The organism is Mycetocola saprophilus, from assembly GCF_000718085.1.
Lineage (GTDB): Bacteria > Actinomycetota > Actinomycetes > Actinomycetales > Microbacteriaceae > Mycetocola > Mycetocola saprophilus.
In genome coordinates this window covers 609,307-631,147 of sequence record NZ_JOEC01000002.1, presented here as the reverse complement: position 1 = coordinate 631,147, position 21,841 = coordinate 609,307, and the positions used below count along the sequence as shown (strand labels likewise).

Here is a 21,841-nt window from a genome sequence, read left to right as displayed (position 1 = left end):
CTTCGTTATTTCAATCGGGCAACAAGAACGGCATCGGATGCGGCCTCACCGTTGCGCACGGTTTTGGCCCAGCCGTTTTGACGGCGGACAAATTGGACAAACGCCTTCCAGACCACCGCGTAGGACAGGTAGATGTAGGGCACATAGCTGAGCCCCCAGCCGATCCCGGTCAGGGCCGATGCCTTCGGTTCGCTGCGATGGCGGTAGATCGGACCCCACACCCCGAACTGGGCGAAGGTGAAGACCACCAGTCCGATCAGGACCAGCCAGCCGCCTCCGCTCAAATACATCGCGGTGCGCTTGGGGTCCTCGGCCAGGGTCGAGATCAGGAAGAAGATCGGAATCGGGTAGAACAGGGTGCCCAGCAGCTGAACCCAGGGTTGAATCAGGAAGTAGGAAATCTCCAACGCCCCGGCGTTTTTTACCGATCGGCTCTTCCACAGGCTCGGGAAGTAGCGGATGCACTGCATGGTGCCCTGCACCCAGCGGGCGCGCTGGGTGATATAGCGAGGCAGCGAATACAGGGCTTCCTGATCCACCCAGGCCGATGCCGTGTAGGCGTTGCGCCAGCCGGACAGGAGGAGGTGCAAACCCAGCTCAAAGTCCTCCAGCAGCGCTCCCCGCCACGGGCCATCATCATCGGAGATTTCCAGCAGCGCAGACATGCGAGCCAGCTGGCCATTACCTCCGACGTTCACCGTTCGGGTGTACTTACGGCTGGTCTGGATGGCTGAGATCGGACCGCGAAACTCAATGTCTTGCATCCGAACGAAGGTGCGAGCAACCAGATTCTTATACCAGTCGGACTCGGGGAAGGGGCGGCGTATCGAACGATTGGACATCCGAACCTCAACCTGCACCGCGGCGACGCCGCGAGCCCCGAACAGGTTCGGACCCGAGCTCACTTCGAGCAGGTTTTCGGAGGGGCGCCCATCGGCGTCAACCACGGTCAGAATGGAGCGGGAAAGATCGGCGTCCGGGCCCATGAAGTCGAGGATCTGCTTCCAGGCATAGTTCAGTGCGTGCGCCTTGCCGGTTCGGGCGTTGGGGCGGCGGCGCTGGACCAGGTGGACTCGGGTATTGCGTTCCCCGGCGGCGGTGACGATCGCGGCGGTGGAGTCCTCGGAGTCATCATCGATCACCCAGACGTGGGCGCTGGGGAAAAACTCGGTGAGGTAGAGGATGGTGTCGCCGATCACGGCTTCCTCGTCTCGGCAGGGAACCACAAAGTGCCACTCAAAATCTTCGGGGTTGCCCGGCTGATCCGGCTTCAGCCGGCTGAACGGGATGATGATCGCGACGATGTACAAAATGAACATCGTGCCGAAAACCCCCGAGTAGATGAGGCAGATTGCGAAGAATGTGTCGCTGTTCACGAGGTTCCTTTCACGGTGTCAGTTTTGGGGTCGTCAAAGGAACCCGGCACGGCTTCCTTATGATGCGGTGGGGTTACGTCTGGGAGCGAAGGCTCCGCACTCGAAGGCTCTACACTCGAAATCTCCGACCGATGAAACGACCGAAGCGGAGACTTCGAGCGAGCGACTACTTCAGGGTGATGCCGGTTGGAAGGGAAGCCTGGATGGCTTCACCCTGAGCGTCGGCATCGGCGGTGGTTGCGCTGAGCTGGCTCAGCAGCAGGTACTTGGTTTTACCCTCGGTCACGATTCGTCCGTACTGGTTGAGAGTCATCGGGGTATCTCCCGCGACCTGTCCTCCGGTGACCGTGAAGGTGTCGCCGGGTTCGGCCGGCGCATCGATCTGGACGTCGGTTCCAGGGTGCCCGGTAGCGAGAGCCTGAGCGATCTCTTCGGCTTTGGCATCACCCGAAATTTTCAGGGCGGAGACAACGAGATTGGGGATGAATCCGCTCTCACCGCGCGGACCGGTAATGATGGCGAGGGTGCCGGGCGGCGGGGAATCGGTGCTGGTGGTCCAGCCCTCTACCTCAGGCAGTTCCAGCTTCGTGCCCTTTGCCGGGTTCACCGGCTCGGTCTTGATGTTGTTTTCCTTGAGGATGGTCACGAACCCCGTGGGGTCCTCCGCACCCGCTTCGGCAGACGCAGAACTGGAGGAGTCGGGCTTCGTCGTGCCGTCCTGGGCGCTGCAGCCAGCGAGGCCCAGCACGCTCACGAGCGCAAGGGCGGTGAGGCGAGATTTCAGGTTTTTCATCGAGTCTTCAAGCTCCGTGGTTGGGGGTTATCGGTTTACGGTGCCCGCGGAGTTCGACTTCGTGAATCCAATAGATAACAACCGTTGTCTAAGATCGCACAGGGCCCGCGGTCATTTTCAACGATATGTTAGGACAACGCTGCCGAGAACGACGCGACGCGAATTGCACCTTGCCCTGACGTATTTACACATCAAGCGTTATGCAATGCGTTCTACCGCCGCGCTGTGCGACCCGATCGCGTGAATTCTCTCGGCTAATCGAAGACCCAGGCCGGTCTGCTACGCTCACCGAGCACCCGATCCGAAAGACTCTCATGCACCCGCTTATCCCCCGCCGTTTCGCCCTGGTGCCGGTTCTGCTTGCCGGCATCATCGGCCTCGCCGGCTGCTCGGCCGCAGACCCGACCCCCGCACCTTCCTCCACCGCGGAATCCGCGCCGAAGAGCGAGCCCTTCCCCTCCCCAACCACCTCCCCCACGGGCGACCCCGTGGATCTGGCCACCGCCTGCGCCACGGCCAATGCCGCCCTCAACACCGCGTATCCGGCCAACTCGACGGTCAACCCCACCGAGGACCCGGCGGGCGCGTTCGCAACCCTGCGCGCCACCAATATCGAGCTCTCTAACGCCTTCAACGCGATCAATAATGATGAGGTTCGCAAGGCCGGACTCTTGCTCACCAGCACCGCCGCGGCGATGGCCGATGTGCTCCAGCAGGGCCAGACCGACCCCAGCAAGGTGGACCTCGACAAGCTGTCCACAGCGGAAAAGGCAGCCAAGGACGCCGATGCGGCATTCCTCAAGCTCTGCCCCAGCGCCACGCCCCCGACCGAGGCCCCCGCGGGATAACACTCGCCCCACAAGCGCTGCCTCCGGGTACGCAAAAGCCCCGTCGGATCCGAGGATCCGACGGGGCTTTTGACGAGGGGCGACTAGCCCAGGCGAGCCTGCAGGTTCGCGGTGATCGACGCGAGGAACTCCTCGGTGGTCTGGTAGGCCTGGTCCGGGCCAACCAGGAGCGCGAGGTCCTTGGTCATCTTGCCGGACTCGACGGTCTTAATCACGACGTCTTCGAGGGTGTTCGCGAAGTCGATCAGCTCCTGGTTGTTATCCAGCTTGCCACGGTGGGCGAAGCCACGGGTCCAGGCGAAGATCGAGGCGATCGGGTTGGTCGAGGTCGGCTTGCCGGCCTGGTGCTGACGGTAGTGACGGGTCACGGTACCGTGGGCGGCCTCGGCCTCCACAACCTTGCCGTCCGGAGTCGACAGGACCGAGGTCATCAGACCCAGCGAGCCGAAGCCCTGGGCCACGGTGTCGGACTGCACGTCACCGTCGTAGTTCTTGCAGGCCCAGACGTAACCGCCCTCCCACTTCATGGCCGAGGCCACCATGTCATCGATCAGGCGGTGCTCGTAGGTGAGGCCCGCGGCGTCGAAGTCGGCCTTGAACTCGGCCTCGAAGATCTCCTGGAAGATGTCCTTGAAGCGACCGTCATAGGCCTTGAGGATGGTGTTCTTGGTCGAGAGGTAGACCGGGTAGTTGCGGCTCAGGCCGTAGTTCAGCGAGGCGCGAGCGAAGTCGCGGATCGAGGAGTCGAGGTTGTACTGAACCTGGGCAATACCGTCGCTGGGTGCCTGGTAAACCTCGAACTTCTGAGCTTCGCCACCGTCCTTGGGGGTGAACTCAACGGTCAGGGTGCCCTCACCCTGGAACAGGAAGTCGGTGGCGCGGTACTGGTCACCGAAGGCGTGACGGCCGATGATGATCGGCTTGTTCCAGCCCGGAACCAGGCGCGGGATGTTGGAGATGATGATCGGCTCGCGGAAGATCACGCCGCCGAGGATATTGCGGATCGTGCCGTTGGGGCTCTTCCACATCTTCTTCAGGCCGAACTCCTCGACCCGAGCCTCATCGGGGGTGATGGTTGCGCACTTCACGCCGACCCCGTGCTTCTGGATCGCGTGAGCGGCATCGATGGTGATCTGGTCGTCGGTAGCGTCGCGCGACTCGATACCCAGGTCGTAGTACTCCAGGTTCACGTCGACATAGGGGTGAATCAGGGTGTCCTTGATGGACTGCCAGATGATGCGGGTCATCTCGTCGCCGTCGAGCTCGACAACGGTTCCCTCAACCTTGATTTTGCTCATAAGAGTGCTCCTCAGAAACGGGCCGGGTCCGGCCATCAGCCAGCTTACCGGAGCGAGCGAATTATCTCGACATCGAGACAGATTCGATGGGTGAACATCCAGTATCCAGAGTATTCGCGTCGCGGACTACCACTGCCAGGAGGGTGGGGCTACCCTAGGGATATGACCGACCTACGCCTTGAGGAACTTTCGGCCACGACCATCGTCGCGGTAAACGCCCTGACCCTGAAGCCCGGACAGGAGCAGTTTGTTGCGCCCGTCTCATACTCGGTAGCCGCCGCCGTCACCGACCCCTCCACCACCTGGCAGCGCGTGGTTTTGCGCGACAACAAGGTGGTCGGATTTGTCCAGGCATCCTTCGACGAGGACTCCCCCAGCGAGGAGTTCCGCAGCGTCCTATGGCGCATCAACGTGGACGCCGACGCCCAGGGCGAGGGCGTGGGTACCTTCGCGGTCGACGCCCTGACCGAGGAGGCCCGCAAGCGCGGCTTCGATCACGTCAGCGTGATCTACGAGCCCGGCGACCTCGGCCCCGATGTGTTCTTCCGCCAGGTGGGCTTTGAGCCCGTGGGGGAAACCGCGTACGGCGAGGTCCTGGCCCGCCGCGCGATCTAGATGACGGCACCGACCCGGCGCTCCGCCGCGCGGGAACCTGTCGTTCGGAAACCTACCGCTCGGGACTCTGCGGCGCAGGCACCGATACCGGCGTCCGGCGAGCCCGAATTCCGGGTGACGCTGCCTCGGATTGACGATCCCGAGGCGTTTCTCGAGGCCGTCTATCGTGTGGTCCTGGCCATTCCCTCGGGCCGGGTCATGAGCTACGGCGGCGTGGCCGCGGCGATGGGGACCCGCGCCGCCCGGCAGGTCGGCGCCATCATGGCGCGTCAGGGGCACGATCTCCCCTGGTGGCGTGTGCTCCGTGCCGACGGAACGCTGCCGGTCCATCTGAACGAGGTCGCGCTCGAACACTGGGAGGCCGAGGGCACGGCGCTGCGCCGGCTGGGTAGACATCCGCGGCCGACAAAAACGGCATTCGTGACCCGGGTCGAGACGGTGTTCGAGGAACACCCCGCCGCCGACGCAAAGCCCCCGGGCGCAAAGGCGTGATTTCCGGTCCCCCAAATGGGGAACATGGGAAGAGGCGCACGAGAATCATTACCAAATCGTTGCAATTCGGTAATGTGTCACCGAGGCAACTTAACTCCGCGTTAATACGCGGTTTTTAGCCGCCAGGCGCCGAAAATCATCCCCGAGGACGACACACGCCACGCCCGCGTACGATGTTCGTCACAGGAAAGCGCGTTGTAATGGAATTATGCAACGTGTTTGGTCTTCTGCCCGCATTCTCTCCTTCGCCGCACTCTCCGTGGTCGGGGTGATTGGGCTTGCCGGGTGCGGAACGGTCAACACCCTGATTGCCGAACCGAAGTCCGCGATCTATCCCACCTATAAGGAATTTGCGCCGGAAGCCGCGAAGCTCGCTCCGACCCCGTTCATCCCCGAGGATTCCACTAACATTCGGATCAAGTCGCACCCGTCCACCCCGGGCACCCTGATCACCTTCCACACCGACTCCCCGCTGCCCGAGGGTGCCTGCAAGGCCGGTGAGCGCCCCGAGTCGCCCGGCCTGAACGACACCTGGTGGCCCACCGAGGTCCCCAAGGAGGTCCAGATCTGCGGAGACTGGAGCATCTTCACCGCGGGCGGCAACTACTACGGCGAGACGCTGGTCTCCCCCAAGTAGTCGAGATACTCAGGACAAATCGCGAGGGTGCCACGGATCAATCCGTGGCACCCTCGCGATTTTGATGTCCGGGTCTAGACCAGTGAGTTTCGCCAGGCCGCGTGCAGTTTGGCAAAGCGGCCGGTCCCGCTGATCAGTGCCTCGGGGGTATCGTCCTCGACGATTTGGCCCTGCTCCATCACCAGCACCCGGTCGGCGATCGCCACCGTGGACAACCGGTGCGCGATGATCACCGCGGTTCGCGATGCCAGCAGGGTCTGCAGTGCGTTCTGCACCGCGCGTTCCCCCGGGATATCCAGCGAGGCGGTGGCCTCATCCAGCAGCAGCACCGCGGGATCGGCGAGGAACGCGCGGGCAAACGAGACCAGCTGACGCTGACCCGCCGACAGGCGCCCACCGCGCTTATTCACGTCGGTGTCAAACCCGGCGGGCATCGCCTCGATGAAGGTGTCGGCGCCCACCGCGCGGGCGGCCTCGATGATCTGCTCGCGGGTGGCATCGGGGTTGCCCAGCGCGATGTTGTCGGCGATGGTGCCCGAGAACAGGTATGCCTCCTGGGTGACCATGACCACCGCACGGCGCAGGTGTGCATCGTCCAGATCGCGCAGGTCCACCCCGTCCAGGGTCACCCGGCCCGAGGTCGGGTCGTAGAACCGGGACATGAGCTTGGCCAGCGTGGTTTTGCCCGCGCCGGTGGCCCCCACCAGGGCGATGGTCTGCCCGGCGGGAATCTCCAGCGAGAACTTCGGCAGGATTTCCACCCCGTTACCGTACCCAAACGTGGTCTCCTGGAACTCCAGGTGACCGCGCGGCGTGTGCAGCGCGACCGGGGTCTGCGGAGCGGGAACCCCCGGCTCCTCCTCCAGCACACCCGAGATCTTCTCCAGCGCGGCCGCGGCCGACTGATAGGAGTTGTAGAACATGGCCATGTCCTCGACCGGGTCGAAGAAGCGCTTGGCGTAGAGGACCGCGGCCAGCAGCGTTCCGATCGCGATCGAACCGCCGGCCACCCGCAGGCCGCCCACCAGCACGATCACGGCCACCGAGACGTTGGCGATCAGGATCAGGCCCGGATCGAAGATTCCGAACAGGCCGATCACCCGGGCGTTGATCCCGCGCAGGTTCTCGACCTTCTCGCCGAACTCCTCCTCGTTGCGGCGACGGGCGCGGAAGGCCTTGACCGCGCGGATGCCGGTCATGGTTTCGACAAACTTCACGATGGTCTGCGCCGATGCCACCCGCTGCTGGCGGAACAGCACCTGCGAGCGGCGCTGGAACCAGCGCCCGAGCAGGAACAGCGGGATCAGGGCGATCGCGATCACCAGCGCGCTGATCGGGTCCAGCAGGACCATCGCCACCGCGGTGAACGACATGTAGAGCACGCCGGACACCAGCTGGTTGATGCCGGAATCCAGCAGCTCGCGGATCGCGTCGAGGTCACTGGTCTGGCGGGAAATGATCCGGCCCGAGGTGTAGCTCTCGTGGAAGTCGAGGCTCAGGTCCTGGGTGTGCGCAAACACGCGCAGGCGCAGGTCCAGCAGGATCGCCTGGCTCACCCGGGCACTCAGAATCGTGTACCAGGAGATGAGCACGGCGCCCACGATGCCCGAGGCCAGCAGCGCGCCCACGGCCAGGAAGGCGGGGGCCCAGTCGGCCTGATCCAGCACCGCGGGAAGCGCCTGGTTCAGCCCGAACGCGATCAGCGCGGGGCCGGCGACCTGGGCGGCGGTCGAGAGAATCACGACCACCATCGTCAGGATCACCCGGCCGCGAACCGGACGCACCAGCTCACCCAGGAGCTTCAGGGATCGCTTACGGATCCGTGCGGATTCCTCGGGGGTCAGCGAGGAGCGTTCCTCGCCGTTCACCCCCTGCACGGTGTTGTCACTCATCGGGTGTTCTCCTCGTCCAAACTGGACAGTACAAATCGGTATTCGGCGCTGCGTTCCAGCAGCTCACGGTGGGTGCCCGCATCGTGGATGCGACCCTCGTGCAGCAGGACCACGTGGTCGGCGGTCTGCACGGTCGAGGGACGGTGGGCCACGATCAGGGTTGAGGTGGTGCCGTAGTCGCGGCGCATCCCCTCCTCGACCCGGGCCTCGGTGTTGACATCCAGCGCCGAGAGCGGGTCGTCGAGGACCAGGATCTTCGGGTCGGTGGCCAGCGCACGAGCCAGGGCCACGCGCTGACGCTGACCGCCGGAGAGGCTCATGCCCTCCTCACCCACCACGGTTTCCACACCCTCGGGCAGACGACGGACAAAGTCCGCCTGGGCCACGTCGAGGGCGCGATCCAGCGACTTCTGGGCGGTCTCCGGGTCGGACTTGGTGTCCTCCCGGCCCAGCAGCACGTTGTCCCGGATCGAGGCGCTAAAGAGCGTGGGCTCCTCAAACGCCACCGACTGGTTGGCGTAGATGTCGTCGCGGTTGAGCTCGCGCAGGTCGACCCCGTCCAGGCGGATGGATCCCGCGGTCACCTCGTAGAGGCGCGAGGCGAGGGCCGTCAGCGTGGACTTGCCCGATCCGGTCAGCCCCACCACGGCCACGGTGTGACCGGGTTCCACGGTGAAGGACACCCCGTCCAGCAGGTCGGGGGTGCCCGCGGGGGCGTCGGGGAAGCGGAAGTGGACGTCGTCGAATTCCAGGCGTCCGCGGGGATTCTCGATGTGCTTCGGGGCCTCGGGATCGGCCAGGGTGATCGGCTCGTCCATGACCTCGAAGAAACGGTCGGTCGCGGCACGCGCGTCCAGGGTCATCGCCAGCAGGAAGCCGATGGATTCCAGCGGGAAGCGCAGGATCGTCGCGGTGGCGAAGAACGCAAAGAGCTCACCCACGCTGATCTGGCCCAGGCTGGCCAGCCAGATCCCGCCCAGCAGACACAGCGCGAAACCGATGTCCGGGAGCAGCACAAGCCACAGCCAGATGCCCGCGAGGGCCTTGGCCTTCTTGATCTCGGTGCCCTGGAGGTCCTGGGCCTGACGGGTGAAGCCGCGCAGCGCGTGCCGGCCACGGCCGAAGGCCTTGAGGACCCGGATGCCGTGCACCGATTCCTCGACCGAGGTGGCCAGGTCGCCGGTCTGGTCCTGGCTCAGCCGAGCCACCACGGCGTAGCGCTTTTCAAACGCGAAGCCGTAGATCCAGATCGGCACCGAGATCAGCAGGAAGATCCCGCCGAGCAGCGGATGCCAGGTGAACAGCACCGCGGTGCCCACCACGATGGTCACCAGGTTTACAAAGAGCAGGATGATGCCGAAGGCGAGCCAGCGACGAATCAGCCCCAGGTCGGTGCCCTGACGCGAGAGCAGCTGACCGGATTGCCAGCGGTCGTGGAAGGACACCGGCAGATCCTGCAGGCGCTCATACATCGCGTTGCGCATGGCCGCCTCGACGTGAGTGCCGGGGGTCAGCACCAGCCAGCGGCGCACGGCCACGGTGGCCGCCTCGGCCACGCCGAGCGCCAGCACGATGCCGGCCGCACCGATGATCAGGGCGGTGTCGCGGGAGGCCAGCGGCCCATCCACGAGTTCGCGCAGCACCAGCGGGATCGCCAGCGCCAGTAGCCCCGCGAACAGCCCGGCCACGCCGCCGAGCGCGAGGCGCGGCAAAGCGGGACGTGCGTACTCGCGCAGGCGCCACAGGGAGGAAAAAACAGAAGGTGAAGACATGCGTACCCGGAAGGTCGAAATTTGGCCCCGCCACCGAGAAATTGAACGTCGATGTACGAGGGTGACGCCGGGTCCCGGCGAACAGCCTTTCAGGATATCGTCAGGTTCGGAAAAATTTCAAGCTAATTCCACGTTATTTTCCGCGGCTGGCCACGCCTAGGGTTCGTGGGAGGCAACCACGATCTCCACTCCGGCGGCGGTGAACTGGTCGGCAATCTCGAGCTTCAGCGGCTGATCCGTGACCAGGACGTCGATGGCATCAAGGGAGCAAATTCGCGCAAAAGTAGAGCGCAGAATCTTGGTGGAATCGGCCACCACGATCACCCGAGACCCCACCTCGGCAAAGATCCGGCTCACCTCGGCCTCGCTCTCGTGCACGGTGGTTGCCCCAAATTTGGGCCCCAGCCCATCCACGCCAAGTACCACCACGTCGAGGGCAAACTCGGTCAGCGTGTCACGCACCAGCGGCCCCACCAGCTCATAGGACTGGGCGCGGGCCACACCCCCGGTCACGGTGATTTTCACGTTGCGGCGCAGCGAGAGCTCATAGGCGATATTCAGCGCATTGGTCACCAGGGTCAGTCCCGGCTCGCCGTCCTCGCGCACAAACCGCTCGCTCTTGGCGAGGTGTCGAGCGACCTCGGTGGTGGTGGTTCCCCCGTTGATCCCCACGGTCGCCCCGGTGGGGATCAGGGCCGCGGTTGCCCGGGCGATGGCGATCTTGGCCTCGGCCTGCAGCGCGATCTTGTACTGCAACGGTAGCTCGTATCCGGTGCTCAGCGCCGAAGCACCGCCGTGGGTGCGAGTCACCAGTCGCTGCTCGGCGAGCGTGGTGAGATCGCGCCTGGCGGTTGCCGCCGACACCTCAAACTCGGCCACAATATCGGCGATCGAGACATTGCCGTGTTCCCCCACAAAGTCGAGGAGTCGGTTGAGTCGCTGCTGGGTAGTCACGGGGCCATCATATCTGTCGTTTTACGCACGGTCATCGCGATCAATTTGATCGATCTTGATTAATTATATTGATTAACAATCATTAACAGTCATATTCTATAGTCACCGCACCGATGAAAGGACATCGAATGGCTTCACGATTTGTCTCCCGTGAGCTGGAATCCCAGCCCGAGACCTGGCGTTTGACTCCCGCGGTTGCCGCGAACAACGCCGCCCTCCTCCCCCAGCCCGGCGAACGGGTCGCCGTGGTGGGGTGTGGAACCAGCTGGTTTATTGCAATGAGCTATGCGGTGGCACGCGAACGCGCGGGTCAGGGCCTCACCGATGCGTTTGCCGGGTCGGAATACCCCACGGATCGAACCTACGATCGAATCCTCGCCATCACCCGCTCGGGCACCACCACCGAGATCATGGAACTGCTGGGGCGCGTGTCCACCCCCAGTACCGTGATCACCGCGGTGCCCGACAGCCCGGTGATCGACCTTGCCAACCACCGGGTACTGATCCCCTTTGCCGATGAGCAATCGGTGGTCCAGACCCGGTTTGCCACCACGACCCTCGCCCTGTTGCGTGCGCACCTGGGAGAGAATATTGAGGCGCTGGCGGCGCAGGCCGAGCGGGCGCTCGCGGTTCCCATCGACGACCTGCTGGACGCCGACCAGGTGACCTTTGTGGGGCGCGGCCCCGCCGTGGGCCTCGCCCAGGAAGCCGCGCTGAAAACCCGCGAGGCCGCCCAGTTCTGGGCCGAAGCCTACCCGGCGATGGACTACCGGCACGGCCCGATCGCCATCGCCCAACCCGGCCGGCTGGTGTGGTCCCTGGGCGAGTACCCCGAGGGTCTCGACCAGGATGTGGCCCGCACCGGTGCCCGATTTGTGCATCACAATCTGGACCCACTGGCCGAACTCGTGATCGTGCACCGCTTCGCCGTGGCCCTCGCCGAGCGGCGCGGTCTAAACCCCGACCAGCCACGCGCACTCACCCGATCGGTCATCCTCGCATGAGCACCCCATCGGCCACTCCCAAGGAGGACGTGGTGATCGGGATCGACGTGGGCGGCACCGGGATCAAGACCGGCCTCTTCCACTCCGACGGTCGGGTACTCGCGCTGCGTCGCGACACGACCCCGAGCAATGACGCCGGCGCACGCTCCCTGACCGGCCTCGTTGTTGAGATTGTCCGCTGGGCTTATGAGTCCTCGCGGGCCGCCGGCTACGCCCCGCTCGCGGTGGGAATCGTTGTCCCCGGGATCCTCGAGGAGGCTTCGGGGGTTGTGGGCCACGCGGTCAACCTGGGGTGGCGGAATCTCCCGCTGCGCGACCTAGTGCGCACGGCCCTGGACGAGGCCGGGTTTACCCTCCCGCTGGCGTTTGGACACGATGTCCGCGCCGGCGCACTCGCCGAAAGCTATCCGCGCGCGGGCGATACCGTCCGCCACAACCGAATCGCCTTTGTTCCGATCGGGACCGGGATCGCCAGCGCCCTGGTGGAAAACGGCCGGGTTGTGGGCGGCGGGCTCGCCGGTGAAATCGGACAGTTGCGGCTCACCCACGGACCCTTCCGCGGTCAGACCGTTGAGGAAGCCGCCTCGGCACGGGCAATCGCTCGTCGCGCCGGTGTCGCGAACGCCCACGAACTTGCGGATCTGGTCCGCGCGGACAGTGCCGAAGCGCGGCGCATCTGGGACGATGCGGTCGAGGTACTCGCCGAGACTCTCGCCTGGATTGCCGCGGTTTCCGGGGCCACCCGGATCGTGGTGGGTGGCGGCCTTGCCGAATCGGGCGACCTCCTGCTGCTGCCGCTAAGCACCCGGGTCGCCCAGATTCTCTCCCCGATGCCTACGCCCGAAATCGTCAAGGCCCGGCACGGAGATACGGCGAGCGCACGCGGGGCCGCACTGTTGGCCCGTGCCGTCGCCACCGGGGAGGAACGCGCCCCGTCCCCTCAGGACGCAATCGGTACTCCCGCCGAAGCCGCCTGCCCCGATCAGGCGGTGACGGTATGACCGGCGTGCTGGTCCTCACCCCGAATCCCGCGCTGGATCTGGGCTACAGGGTCGAGCGTCAGCGCATCGGCGTCACTCAGCGTGTGCGTGAGGTCACCACTCGGCCCGGCGGCAAGGGTAATAATGTGGCCCGTGTCCTACACATTCTCGGGGTTCCGGTTGCCACGATTCAACCCCTCGGCGGTGCCACCGGCGACCGGATCGAGTCCTCGTTGAGGGATCTGGGGATACCCGTTCACGCCTACCCGATTCGCGGGCACACACGGCGCACGGTCACCGTGACTGACGGAATCGACCACCCCACGATGCTGGGGGAACCCGGCCCGGTGGTGACGGACATGGAGTGGGGCTCCTTCTCCCGGCTGCTGCTCACCCGTTTGGCAGCGCACTCGGCGCTGGTCATTGCCGGATCCCTGCCGGTCGACACCGATCCGCGCATGGTCGCCGACTGGGTGCGTCTGGCACACACTCAGGGTGCACATACGGTTGTGGATGTTTCCGGCCGGGCGCTGATTGCCGCGGCCGAGGCGCGCGCCGAGATCCTCGCCCCCAATGCGGCCGAGGCGATGGAGGCCACGGGCACGCACGGGATCGACGATGCGGCCGCCGCGCTGCTGCGGTTGGGCGCACATACGGTGGTCATCTCCCAGGGTTCGGCGGGACTGTTCGGCTACACCGCCGACCGCTCCCGCTCGGTGCCCGCGGTCCCCGGCATCACCGGAAATCCGACCGGTGCCGGGGATGCGGTGACCGCCGGCCTGGTTCGCGCGTTGGAATGGGGTACCGACATCCTGGACTCGCTCGAGGCTGCGTCAGCGCTCGGGGCGGCCGCAGTCCTGAGCCCGGTGGCCGGGGAGCTTGATCCCGCCGACGCCCGAGGATTTGAAGAACTCCTCCGAGCCGAGGTGGCGCGATGATCGCCCCCAGTACCCTGCACGGCCTGCCCCGGCTCCTGGCCGAGGCTCGCGCGCAGCACACCGGCGTTGGTGCATTCAACGTGGTGCTCCTGGAACATGCCGAGGCCATCGTGGCCGGTGCCGAGGAGGCCGGGTCGCCGGTCATCCTGCAGATCAGCGAGAACTGCGTTCGCTATCACGGTTCGCTCACCCCGATTCTGCGGGGAAGCCTGGGCATCGCCGCCGCCGCCCGGGTTCCGGTGCTGGTGCACCTGGACCATATCGAGGATCCCGAACTGATCATGCAGGGGCTCCGGCTCGGGGTGGACAGCGTGATGTACGACGGCTCCGGACTGGACTATGCGGCCAACGTGGACGCCACCGCCCGGATCGCCGCCCGCTGCCACGCGGCCGGGGTTGGCATCGAGGCCGAGCTAGGAAAGGTCGGCGGTAAGGACGGGGTACATGCCCCCGGCGTCCGCACCGACCCGGGCGAGGCCGCCGCGTTTGTCGCGGCCACCGGGGTGGATGCGCTGGCGGTCGCCGTGGGCTCCTCCCACGCGATGCAGCAGCGCACGGCCGAGGTGGATCGTGACCTGATCGCCCGCCTCGCCACCGCGGTTCCGGTCCCCCTGGTGTTACACGGTTCCTCGGGCCTCTCCGACGACCAGCTTCGCGGGGCAATCGCCGCGGGCATGACCAAGATCAACATCTCCACGCACCTCAACGGCCTGTTCACCCGGGCCATTCGCGCGGAGCTGGAGCAATCCCCCACGACGACCGATCCGCGTCGCTATATCGCCCGCGGTAAGTCCGCGATTCAGACCGAAACGGCCCGGCTGCTTCGGCTGATCACCACCCAGTCTCCCCGCATCACGCAGTAATCCAATGAAGGAGCTTCACATGCGTTTTTCGAAAACCGGCACCCTGGTCGCGATGGCCGCGGCCTCGGCGCTGTTGCTGACCGCCTGTTCCGGGACCGCCAACGGCGGCGCGGCTACCGGCGACACCGTCGTGCCCAAGACCGATGGGAAGGGTAAAACCATCACCGTCTGGACCATGCAGGACGACTACGACGCGGCCACCATCGCCGCAATCAACGCCGAGTTTGAAAAGCAGACCGGTGCCAAGGTCAACATCCAGGAACAGCAGTGGAACGGGATCACCACCAAGATCTCCACGGCCCTGGCCACCTCGACACCGCCGGACGTGCTGGATCTTGGCAACACCCAGGTCGCCAGCTTCGCCGAAAACGGCGGTCTGCTCGACCTCACCCCGTATAAGAAGGACCTCCAGCAGGGCCAAACCTGGGTCACCGGCCTGGAGGAGCCCGCCACCGTGGACGGCGCCCTCTACGCGGTTCCGAGCTTCGCCGGCAGCCGCGCAGTGCTCTACAACAAGAAGATCTGGGCCGCCGCCGGAGTCACCGAGGCCCCCACCACCTACGCCGAGCTCACCGCGGCGCTGGATAAGGTCAAGGCCGCCAACACCGAGGCCGACTTCTCGCCGCTCTACTTCCCCGGCCAGAACTGGCAGGCCAGCCTGCAGTGGGTATGGGATGCCGGTGGAGACATCGCCACGGTCAAGAACGGCACCTGGAGCGGTGCGCTCGGCAGTCCCGAGGCGCAGAAGGGTCTGGAGGCCTGGAAGGACTTCCAGAACACCTACTCGACCCCGGCCTCGCAGACCCTGGATGTACAGAGCCCCGCCCAGGTGCAGGTGTTTGCCGATGGGAAGACCTCGGCCATCATCGCCACCTACGGCCTGATTTCCCAGGTCCTCAAGGCCAACCCCGCCCTCACCGCCGATGATCTGGGGGCCTTCGCGCTGCCGGGTATTTCGGGGAAGCCGCAGCCGGTGCTGATCGGCGGATCCGACTGGGGCATCCCGACCAAGACCACCAACAAGGATCTGGCTCTGCAGTGGACCAAGATCGCCGCCAGCCCGACCATCCAGAAGGACTTTGTGTTTGGTAGCAACGGGTGGATTCCCAACTCGACCGAGCTGGCCTCGGAGATCGGCGCGACCCTCGACCCCACCCGTAAGGCATTCTTCGACGCCACCCAGATCTCCCGGGCCACCCCGGCCGCCGCACGCTGGGCCGATCTGGAGGGGGACAAGAGCATCAACAACCTCTTCACCAGCATCGCCTCGGGAGCCAAGAGTGCCAAGGACGCGGCAGCAGCCTTCGACCAGGCCACGGAAAAGACGCTCAACAAAAAGTAGCACCCACGTTCCGGGCGGGCAGACCCTGGTCCGCCCGGAACCCCACTCCACAGTCACGGCATTCCGAAGGACACCATGAACGCCACCTCCACGCTTCTCCCGCCGGACGCACAGTCGCGTCCCGCCGGCGACACCCGGGCACCCCACACACCGCCTCCCACCGGGCGCGGCCCACGCCGCCGACGCAACCTCGCTCCCTTTGCGCTGCTGGCGCCGGGCGGGATCCTGCTGGCCCTGGTGACCCTGGCACCGATCGTGTTTGTGGTGTTCATCTCGTTTACCGATTTTGGCCAGCGCTCCCTGTTCACCGGTGCGTTTGCCGGGGTGGGATTCGACCAGTACACGGCGCTGCTCGGCGATCCCGAGTTCTGGTATTCGGTCCTGCGAACGATCGGCTTCACCGTGGCCCTGGTGGCCGGCAGTGTGCTGATCGGGATGGGTATCTCGCACCTGCTGACCCGGCTGAATACGGGCATGCGCCTCGCGGTCACGATCGTACTGATCTGCGCCTGGGCAATGCCCAACGTGGCCGCCTCGCTGGTGTGGACCTGGCTGTTTCAGCCCGGCTACGGCGTGATGAACTGGCTACTGACCCAGCTGCACGTCTTCGGCGATATGACCAACACCAACTGGGCCAACGATCCGGTCCTGGCCTACACCAGCATCTGGATGCTCGTGGTGTGGCAGGCGGTCCCGTTCATCGCGCTGACCCTGAACGCCGCCGAAACCCAGGTGCCCGGGGAGTACATCGAGGCGGCACGGCTCGACGGTGCGGGTGAGTTCCGTATCTACCGCACGGTCACCCTGCAGCATATGAAGCCCACCCTGTTCCTGGTCACCATCCTCTCGGTCATCTGGGACTTCAATATCTTCAACCAGATCTGGCTGGTGTCCTCGGGCGGCCCGGACGGCGCCACCTCAACGCTGGGAGTGTTCATGTACACCACCGCCTTTGTGGGCTTTGATATCGCCCGCGGTGCCGCCATCGCCGTGGTCACCACGCTCATGCTGCTGGGCCTCACGGCCGTCTATATTCGCAGCCTGATCCGATCGGGGGAGGAACTGTGAGTGCCACCATCGCCCGTCCCCGGTCCGGCGCGCGCCGGCACCGTCGCCCACTGCGCTGGAAGGCCACCACGATTGCCGTGATCTTCTGTGTGGTGTGGATCTTCCCGACCTACTGGATGGTGAACACCGCGTTCAAGCCGCGCTCGGAGCTGATGAGCCCGGTGCCCAAGTTCTGGCCGGAAAACCCGACGGTGGACAACTTTGTGGTCGCGGTCACCCAGACCGGGTTCCTGCGCAACCTCGCCAACAGTGCGATCGTGGTCATTATCGCGGTGGTGTGTGCGATCCTGATGGGCCTGCTGGCCGCCGCCGCGCTCTCGGTGTTCAGGTTCCGCAGCCGACGTTCGATCCTGGTCGCGATTCTGGTGATTCAGATGCTGCCGGCCACCTCACTGCTGATCCCGCAGTTCCTGATCTTCAACAGTGTGGGCCTGCTCGGCACCTACGCGGGGCTGATCCTGGCCTATATCTCGCTGACCCTGCCGTTTGCGATCTGGGTCATGCGCGGGTTCTTTGTGGCCATTCCCGCCGAGGTGGGCGAGGCCGCGCAGATCGACGGTGCCTCCAGCTGGCAGATGCTCACCCGGATCTATTTCCCACTGGTTGCCCCCGGTGTGATCTCCACCAGCGTGTTTGCGTTCATCACCGCCTGGAACGACTACCTGATTGCCTACACATTCATGAAGGATCAGGCCATGTATACCCTCCCGGTATGGTTGGCTACCTTTAGCACCCCGACACACGGGACCGATTTTGGCGGGCAGATGGCCGCGTCGGTTCTGTTTGCCCTCCCCGTGGTGGTGTTTTTCATGCTTGTTCAACGTCGACTCGTATCCGGGATCACCGCCGGGTCCGTGAAGGGATAGTAATGACCTCTTTAGTCCCCCAGCCGCGCAGCGTCGAAACCGAGTGGGCGGTGGGTTACACGCTCACCTCGGCGACCCGCATCGCCGCGGATCCGGCCCTCGTGGAGGCACGCCGCTGGCTGCAGCAGGTGCTGCGTCCGGCCACCGGACTCGACCTGGATACCCAGGACCCCACGGCCATCGACCCCGAATCCGGCGAGCGCGGCATCCGCCTGCTCCTGGATCCGGCGCTCGGTGCCGAGGAGTACCGGCTGCGCATCGAAACCCACGGGGTCGCGATCACCGCGGGGGCCGCGGCCGGGGCGTTTTATGCGGCGCAGGTGCTGCGTCAGCTGCTGCCGATCGAGGCGTATCGTGCGGCGGCCATTCGTCCGAACACCGAGTGGACCCTGCCCGCCGTGAGCATCGAGGATGCGCCGCGTTTTGGCTGGCGCGGGGTCATGCTGGATGTGGCCCGGCACTTCCTGCCCAAGGCCGATATCCTGCGCTTTATCGACCTGATCGCGATGCACCGACTCAACGTGCTGCACCTCCACCTCACCGAGGATCAGGGCTGGCGGATCGCGATTACCCGCTATCCGAAGCTCACCGAGGTGGGCGGCTGGCGGCGTGAGTCCCAGCAGGGTCCGGTGCGTGATGCGCCGGGTGATGGCCGTCCGCACGGCGGATTCTATACCCAGGACGATATCCGCGAGATCGTGGCCTATGCGCACGCGCGGCACGTCTCCGTGGTTCCCGAGATTGATCTGCCCGGGCACTCGCAGGCGGCGATTGCCGCCTACCCCGAGCTTGGTATCGGCGTGGACGCGAACGGTGAGGGCGGCCCGGACCTCGAGGTCTTCACCCGCTGGGGCATCAACCCCAACGTGCTGAACACCGAGGATTCCACGGTCGAGTTTTTCACCAATGTGCTGGATGAGGTCATGGACCTGTTCCCCGGCTCCCACATCGGCATCGGTGGGGATGAGTGCCCCACCGATCAGTGGCGCGACGACCCCCGCACCCAGCAGCTCGTGCGCGAGCGCGGACTGAGCGATGTACACGACCTGCACGGCTGGTTCCTGAATAAGCTGTCGGCCCATATCGTGTCCCGCGGACGCAAGCCGTTCGGCTGGGATGAGCTGCTTGAGGGCGATCCGCACCCCGATTCAACCATCACCTCCTGGCGCGGCATGACCGGGGCGCGCAGCGCGCTGGCCCGCGGCTTCCACGTGGTGTCAAGCCCCGATGACCAGGTGTACCTCGATTATCGTCAGTCCGATCTGCCCGAGGAGCCCATCCAGGTGGGAATTCCGGTGAGTGTGGCCGACGTCTTTGCGTTCAACCCGGTGCCCGCCGGAGCCACCCCCGAGGAGGAGGCGCTGGTGCTCGGCGGCCAGGCCAACATCTGGACCGAGCACCTCAACGGCGTGCGTGCGGTGGACTATGCGGCCTTCCCGCGTCTGTGTGCGCTGGCGGAGACCCTCTGGGGTTCGGATGGCGACGTGGTCGAGTTCCAGAACCGGCTGCGCCGTCACCTGGCTCGCCTGGACGCCATCGGGGTGGAGTATCGCCCCGAGGCCGGGCCGCACCCGTGGCAGCAGCGCCCCGAGGTTCCCGGCCGGCCGAGCGACCCCGCCGAACGCGCGGCGCACATCGCCGAGCTGGTGGCAAACATTTCCCTTCCCCCGCAGCACCCCAAACAATGACGTGAACGGAGCAACATTATGCACAACCGTCTCTCACACGGGTGGGACCGAACCTCTCGGTCCCACCCGGCCACCCCGGTCCGGCGCCTCGCGCTGACCGGTGCCCTGTTCGCCCTGGTTGCCGCGGCCGTGGTGCCGTTGGCGGCCGATCCGGCGAACGCCACCATTCCGACCGAGACCGTCACCTCGGTGAGTACCATCGTCCCGGCGAGCGCCACCGCCTCGGTGAATACCGCCACCCCGACCGCGGGGCTAGCCGCGGCCGGGACCATCACCTCGGGGACCCGATGCCTGGACGATGCCGACTTCGGCACCGCCAACGGCACGGTGATCCAGCTCTTCGACTGCAACGGATCCACCGCTCAGAAGTGGACCTGGGAAGACGACGGAACCGTGCGCATCTTCGGTAAGTGCCTGGATGTGACCGGCGGATCCAACGCCACCGGTGCGCTCCTCCAGCTCTACACCTGCACGGCCGGTGCCGTGCAGCAGCGCTTCGCGACACTGCACGACGGCACCATCTATTCGCCCAAATCCGCCAAGTGCCTCGCGGTGCAGGGTACCCCGGCAAATCTGGCCCGGGTGGGGCTCGCCTCCTGCGATCCGAGTAAGCCCGCCCAGCAGTGGAAGGCGCAGACGGCCCCGGCCCCGCGCTATACACTTACCGGTGCCCCGGCCCAGAAGAACACCTATGCCAGCGATACCCCGAACAGTCCCTATATCGATCGGGATGGCACGTTCTATCAGCAGTACGCCCACGCCCTCTATGGGAAAAACGATCCGCGTGAGTGGAAGTTCCTCAGCGGCTCCAACGTGGATACCGTGACGCCGTCTCCGCTGAACGATGCGGTCAACCCGGCCAATCCGCTGGATAAAAACAACGACACCGCCTGGCGCTGCGATAACAGTCCCACCGGGAAAAAGAGCACGGTAGCCGCCGGTAGTGCCACGTATTCGCAGCGGAACTACTGCGACCTTGCCGGGGTCTGGGTCGATCCGGACTCGGGTGACTGGTACGGCCTGGTCCACAACGAGTTCACCCCGGCGCCCTTCGGCGACGGCATGCACTATGACTCGGTGGACTATGCGGTCTCCCGGGACCAGGGCAAGACCTGGACCATCAAGGATCAGGTGCTCACCTCCCCCTACAGCACCCAGCGCGGCGACACCGCGGCCTTCCCCGGCGACAACTACTACTACGGCGATGGAGACCAGCGCCTGTTTGTGGACAATGCCTCGGGATACTTCTACGTGTTCTACGCGTCCCGCACGATCGCCAAGCCCGGCGTTGCCCCCGGTCAGAGCTGGCTCCAGCACGTAGCCCGCGCGCCCATCTCACAGAAGATGGCACCGAGCTCCTGGCAGAAGTGGTACAACGGAGCCTGGCAGCAGCCGGGCATCGGCGGCAAAGAGAGCAACATTGTCCCCGCCGATGGCAACGGTCCCGGCTTTACCGCCCCCGCGGATGACTATTCGCCCACCCGGCCCGGGTCCCAGCCCGCGCAGGTAGCGGCGGGAACCCTGCCGGATGACTCGCAGCTCGCGGTGATGAACATCGCCTGGAGTGCGTACCTCGGGAAGTACATCGGAACCCCACAGAACTCCCTGGCCCAGGACACCGGGACCAAGACGCCACAGCACGTCTATGCGACCGACGACCTGGCCACCCAGAAGTGGACGGATCTGGGGACCGTGGACTCCAACAAAAATGCCTCCTGGTACCGCTGGCTCCTCGATTCGGGCAGCCGCACCTCGGGCACGATCCTCGGCAAAACCTTCCGTACCTACTGCTCCTTTGAATGCACCACGTTCACCTCGGAGTACTCGGAAACCACGATCGAACCCAAAAATGCGGGTGACCTTCCGCAGGCACCGGTGAGCGCCGGCACCCGTTATCGGGTGACCGCCGCGGGCGGGGGCGACCTCACCGTGGGCGGCACCTCGGCGTGGACCTTCACCGCGACCGGCGATGGGTTCTTCACCCTGGGCGCGGTCGGAACCGGGTCGGTTCTGGGTGTGGATGCCTCGGGCAACGCCGGACGGGCGTGGGGCGCGGTCCCCACTCTGGCCGCGGCGGCCACCACCGGGGACGCACGGATCGGCCAGCAGTGGTCCTTCCAGCGGGTCACCACGGTGCCCTCGCCCGCCGGAGCCTCGGTGCCCACCGCAGAGTATCGCCTGGTCAACCGCTATAGCGGACTGGCGCTGAGCGTAACCGGCGGCGGTGACCTGCGCACCGCCACCTCGCCCATCCGCCAGTGGAACGCGCCCGCCGGATCCACCGGCGATTCCCGTCCCGAAGCAGCGCAGCGACTCACCCTCACCCCGCTTCCCTAGTCGGTCGGCGGCGTTCGGCCCGGTTCCGGGCCGAACGCCGCCACCGATCTCCCCCGCCTCCCCCACTGCATGAATTCC

At 65.6% G+C, this 21,841-nt stretch carries 19 protein-coding genes; 13 read left to right on the top strand and 6 right to left on the bottom strand.

The features are described from left to right. Positions 1 to 5: 5 nt before the first annotated feature. Positions 6 to 1,376 carry an XrtP-associated glycosyltransferase gene (locus IE92_RS0108740; RefSeq protein ID WP_245601249.1) on the bottom strand — a complete coding sequence of 457 codons (1,371 nt, stop codon included), beginning with the start codon at positions 1,374 to 1,376 and terminating at the stop codon, positions 6 to 8. A 166-nt stretch (positions 1,377 to 1,542) separates the two neighbouring features. Further along, the gene (locus IE92_RS0108735) at positions 1,543 to 2,169 is read right to left on the bottom strand and encodes an LpqN/LpqT family lipoprotein (RefSeq protein ID WP_030148120.1); all 627 of its coding nucleotides are present in this window, start codon (positions 2,167 to 2,169) and stop codon (positions 1,543 to 1,545) included. A gap of 314 nt (positions 2,170 to 2,483) precedes the next feature. Here IE92_RS0108735 and IE92_RS0108730 point away from each other — a divergent pair, with 314 nt between their 5' ends. Beyond that, positions 2,484 to 3,017 carry a hypothetical protein gene (locus tag IE92_RS0108730; RefSeq protein ID WP_030148119.1) on the top strand — a complete coding sequence of 178 codons (534 nt, stop codon included), beginning with the start codon at positions 2,484 to 2,486 and terminating at the stop codon, positions 3,015 to 3,017. 83 nt (positions 3,018 to 3,100) lie between these two features. Here the strand turns inward: IE92_RS0108730 and IE92_RS0108725 are convergent, their stop codons facing one another. After that, entirely contained in the window at positions 3,101 to 4,315 is a 1,215-nt protein-coding gene (locus IE92_RS0108725) for an NADP-dependent isocitrate dehydrogenase (protein ID WP_030148118.1), read from the bottom strand. A gap of 162 nt (positions 4,316 to 4,477) precedes the next feature. Here IE92_RS0108725 and IE92_RS0108720 point away from each other — a divergent pair, with 162 nt between their 5' ends. From IE92_RS0108720 to IE92_RS0108710, 3 genes are all read left to right on the top strand, one after another. After that, positions 4,478 to 4,930 (top strand): GNAT family N-acetyltransferase, encoded by a 453-nt coding sequence (locus IE92_RS0108720; RefSeq protein WP_030148117.1) that lies wholly within the window; start codon positions 4,478 to 4,480, stop codon positions 4,928 to 4,930. Between the two features lie 114 nt (positions 4,931 to 5,044). After that, positions 5,045 to 5,422: an MGMT family protein gene (locus IE92_RS0108715; protein ID WP_245601248.1), complete on the top strand. Its 378-nt coding sequence runs from the start codon at positions 5,045 to 5,047 to the stop codon at positions 5,420 to 5,422. Between the two features lie 208 nt (positions 5,423 to 5,630). Continuing rightward, positions 5,631 to 6,059 carry a hypothetical protein gene (locus tag IE92_RS0108710; RefSeq protein ID WP_030148115.1) on the top strand — a complete coding sequence of 143 codons (429 nt, stop codon included), beginning with the start codon at positions 5,631 to 5,633 and terminating at the stop codon, positions 6,057 to 6,059. A 74-nt stretch (positions 6,060 to 6,133) separates the two neighbouring features. On the opposite strand, the gene IE92_RS0108705 is transcribed toward IE92_RS0108710, so the two are convergent. The 3 genes from IE92_RS0108705 to IE92_RS0108695 all read right to left on the bottom strand — a co-directional run bounded on the left by IE92_RS0108705 (position 6,134) and on the right by IE92_RS0108695 (position 10,677). Next, a complete protein-coding gene (locus IE92_RS0108705; protein WP_030148114.1) occupies positions 6,134 to 7,951 on the bottom strand; it encodes an ABC transporter ATP-binding protein in 1,818 nt (605 codons plus the stop codon). After that, a complete protein-coding gene (locus IE92_RS0108700) occupies positions 7,948 to 9,723 on the bottom strand; it encodes an ABC transporter ATP-binding protein (RefSeq protein ID WP_030148113.1) in 1,776 nt (591 codons plus the stop codon). Before IE92_RS0108700 ends, IE92_RS0108705 begins: the two co-directional genes overlap by 4 nt. A gap of 156 nt (positions 9,724 to 9,879) precedes the next feature. After that, on the bottom strand, positions 9,880 to 10,677 hold the full coding sequence (locus tag IE92_RS0108695; RefSeq protein ID WP_030148112.1) for a DeoR/GlpR family DNA-binding transcription regulator: 798 nt from the start codon (positions 10,675 to 10,677) through the stop codon (positions 9,880 to 9,882). A gap of 128 nt (positions 10,678 to 10,805) precedes the next feature. Here IE92_RS0108695 and IE92_RS0108690 point away from each other — a divergent pair, with 128 nt between their 5' ends. The 9 genes from IE92_RS0108690 (at position 10,806) to IE92_RS16625 (ending at position 21,763) form a co-directional block, all read left to right on the top strand. Then, the gene (locus IE92_RS0108690) at positions 10,806 to 11,681 is read left to right on the top strand and encodes an SIS domain-containing protein (RefSeq protein WP_030148111.1); all 876 of its coding nucleotides are present in this window, start codon (positions 10,806 to 10,808) and stop codon (positions 11,679 to 11,681) included. Next, on the top strand, positions 11,678 to 12,682 hold the full coding sequence (locus tag IE92_RS0108685) for an ROK family protein (protein WP_081863934.1): 1,005 nt from the start codon (positions 11,678 to 11,680) through the stop codon (positions 12,680 to 12,682). The genes IE92_RS0108690 and IE92_RS0108685 overlap by 4 nt, the downstream gene beginning before the upstream one ends. Continuing rightward, positions 12,679 to 13,599 carry a 1-phosphofructokinase family hexose kinase gene (locus IE92_RS0108680; RefSeq protein WP_030148109.1) on the top strand — a complete coding sequence of 307 codons (921 nt, stop codon included), beginning with the start codon at positions 12,679 to 12,681 and terminating at the stop codon, positions 13,597 to 13,599. Before IE92_RS0108685 ends, IE92_RS0108680 begins: the two co-directional genes overlap by 4 nt. Then, on the top strand, positions 13,596 to 14,462 hold the full coding sequence (locus IE92_RS0108675) for a class II fructose-bisphosphate aldolase (protein WP_051701667.1): 867 nt from the start codon (positions 13,596 to 13,598) through the stop codon (positions 14,460 to 14,462). Before IE92_RS0108680 ends, IE92_RS0108675 begins: the two co-directional genes overlap by 4 nt. Before the next feature lie 19 nt (positions 14,463 to 14,481). Further along, positions 14,482 to 15,804 (top strand): extracellular solute-binding protein, encoded by a 1,323-nt coding sequence (locus IE92_RS0108670; RefSeq protein ID WP_030148107.1) that lies wholly within the window; start codon positions 14,482 to 14,484, stop codon positions 15,802 to 15,804. Positions 15,805 to 15,879: 75 nt separating this feature from the next. Continuing rightward, positions 15,880 to 16,872 (top strand): carbohydrate ABC transporter permease, encoded by a 993-nt coding sequence (locus IE92_RS0108665; RefSeq protein WP_030148106.1) that lies wholly within the window; start codon positions 15,880 to 15,882, stop codon positions 16,870 to 16,872. Beyond that, a complete protein-coding gene (locus tag IE92_RS0108660; RefSeq protein ID WP_211250768.1) occupies positions 16,869 to 17,738 on the top strand; it encodes a carbohydrate ABC transporter permease in 870 nt (289 codons plus the stop codon). The genes IE92_RS0108665 and IE92_RS0108660 overlap by 4 nt, the downstream gene beginning before the upstream one ends. 2 nt (positions 17,739 to 17,740) lie before the next feature. Further along, positions 17,741 to 19,426, top strand: coding sequence for a beta-N-acetylhexosaminidase (locus tag IE92_RS0108655; RefSeq protein ID WP_081863935.1), 1,686 nt, complete (start codon positions 17,741 to 17,743; stop codon positions 19,424 to 19,426). Positions 19,427 to 19,444: 18 nt separating this feature from the next. After that, entirely contained in the window at positions 19,445 to 21,763 is a 2,319-nt protein-coding gene (locus tag IE92_RS16625; RefSeq protein WP_051701669.1) for an RICIN domain-containing protein, read from the top strand. The last annotated feature ends 78 nt before the right edge of the window (positions 21,764 to 21,841 follow it).

Bases quoted from the DNA above. Each gene is read 5' to 3' on its own strand.
- IE92_RS0108720 (WP_030148117.1), top strand. From the start codon at position 4,478: ATGACCGACCTACGCCTTGAGGAACTTTCGGCCACGACCATCGTCGCG.
- IE92_RS0108670 (WP_030148107.1), top strand. From the start codon at position 14,482: ATGCGTTTTTCGAAAACCGGCACCCTGGTCGCGATGGCCGCGGCCTCG.
- IE92_RS0108700 (WP_030148113.1), bottom strand. From the start codon at position 9,723: ATGTCTTCACCTTCTGTTTTTTCCTCCCTGTGGCGCCTGCGCGAGTAC.
- IE92_RS0108665 (WP_030148106.1), top strand. From the start codon at position 15,880: ATGAACGCCACCTCCACGCTTCTCCCGCCGGACGCACAGTCGCGTCCC.
- IE92_RS0108680 (WP_030148109.1), top strand. From the start codon at position 12,679: ATGACCGGCGTGCTGGTCCTCACCCCGAATCCCGCGCTGGATCTGGGC.
- IE92_RS0108725 (WP_030148118.1), bottom strand. From the start codon at position 4,315: ATGAGCAAAATCAAGGTTGAGGGAACCGTTGTCGAGCTCGACGGCGAC.
- IE92_RS0108730 (WP_030148119.1), top strand. From the start codon at position 2,484: ATGCACCCGCTTATCCCCCGCCGTTTCGCCCTGGTGCCGGTTCTGCTT.
- IE92_RS0108710 (WP_030148115.1), top strand. From the start codon at position 5,631: ATGCAACGTGTTTGGTCTTCTGCCCGCATTCTCTCCTTCGCCGCACTC.
- IE92_RS0108685 (WP_081863934.1), top strand. From the start codon at position 11,678: ATGAGCACCCCATCGGCCACTCCCAAGGAGGACGTGGTGATCGGGATC.
- IE92_RS0108690 (WP_030148111.1), top strand. From the start codon at position 10,806: ATGGCTTCACGATTTGTCTCCCGTGAGCTGGAATCCCAGCCCGAGACC.
- IE92_RS16625 (WP_051701669.1), top strand. From the start codon at position 19,445: ATGCACAACCGTCTCTCACACGGGTGGGACCGAACCTCTCGGTCCCAC.
- IE92_RS0108675 (WP_051701667.1), top strand. From the start codon at position 13,596: ATGATCGCCCCCAGTACCCTGCACGGCCTGCCCCGGCTCCTGGCCGAG.
- IE92_RS0108705 (WP_030148114.1), bottom strand. From the start codon at position 7,951: ATGAGTGACAACACCGTGCAGGGGGTGAACGGCGAGGAACGCTCCTCG.
- IE92_RS0108655 (WP_081863935.1), top strand. From the start codon at position 17,741: ATGACCTCTTTAGTCCCCCAGCCGCGCAGCGTCGAAACCGAGTGGGCG.
- IE92_RS0108735 (WP_030148120.1), bottom strand. From the start codon at position 2,169: ATGAAAAACCTGAAATCTCGCCTCACCGCCCTTGCGCTCGTGAGCGTG.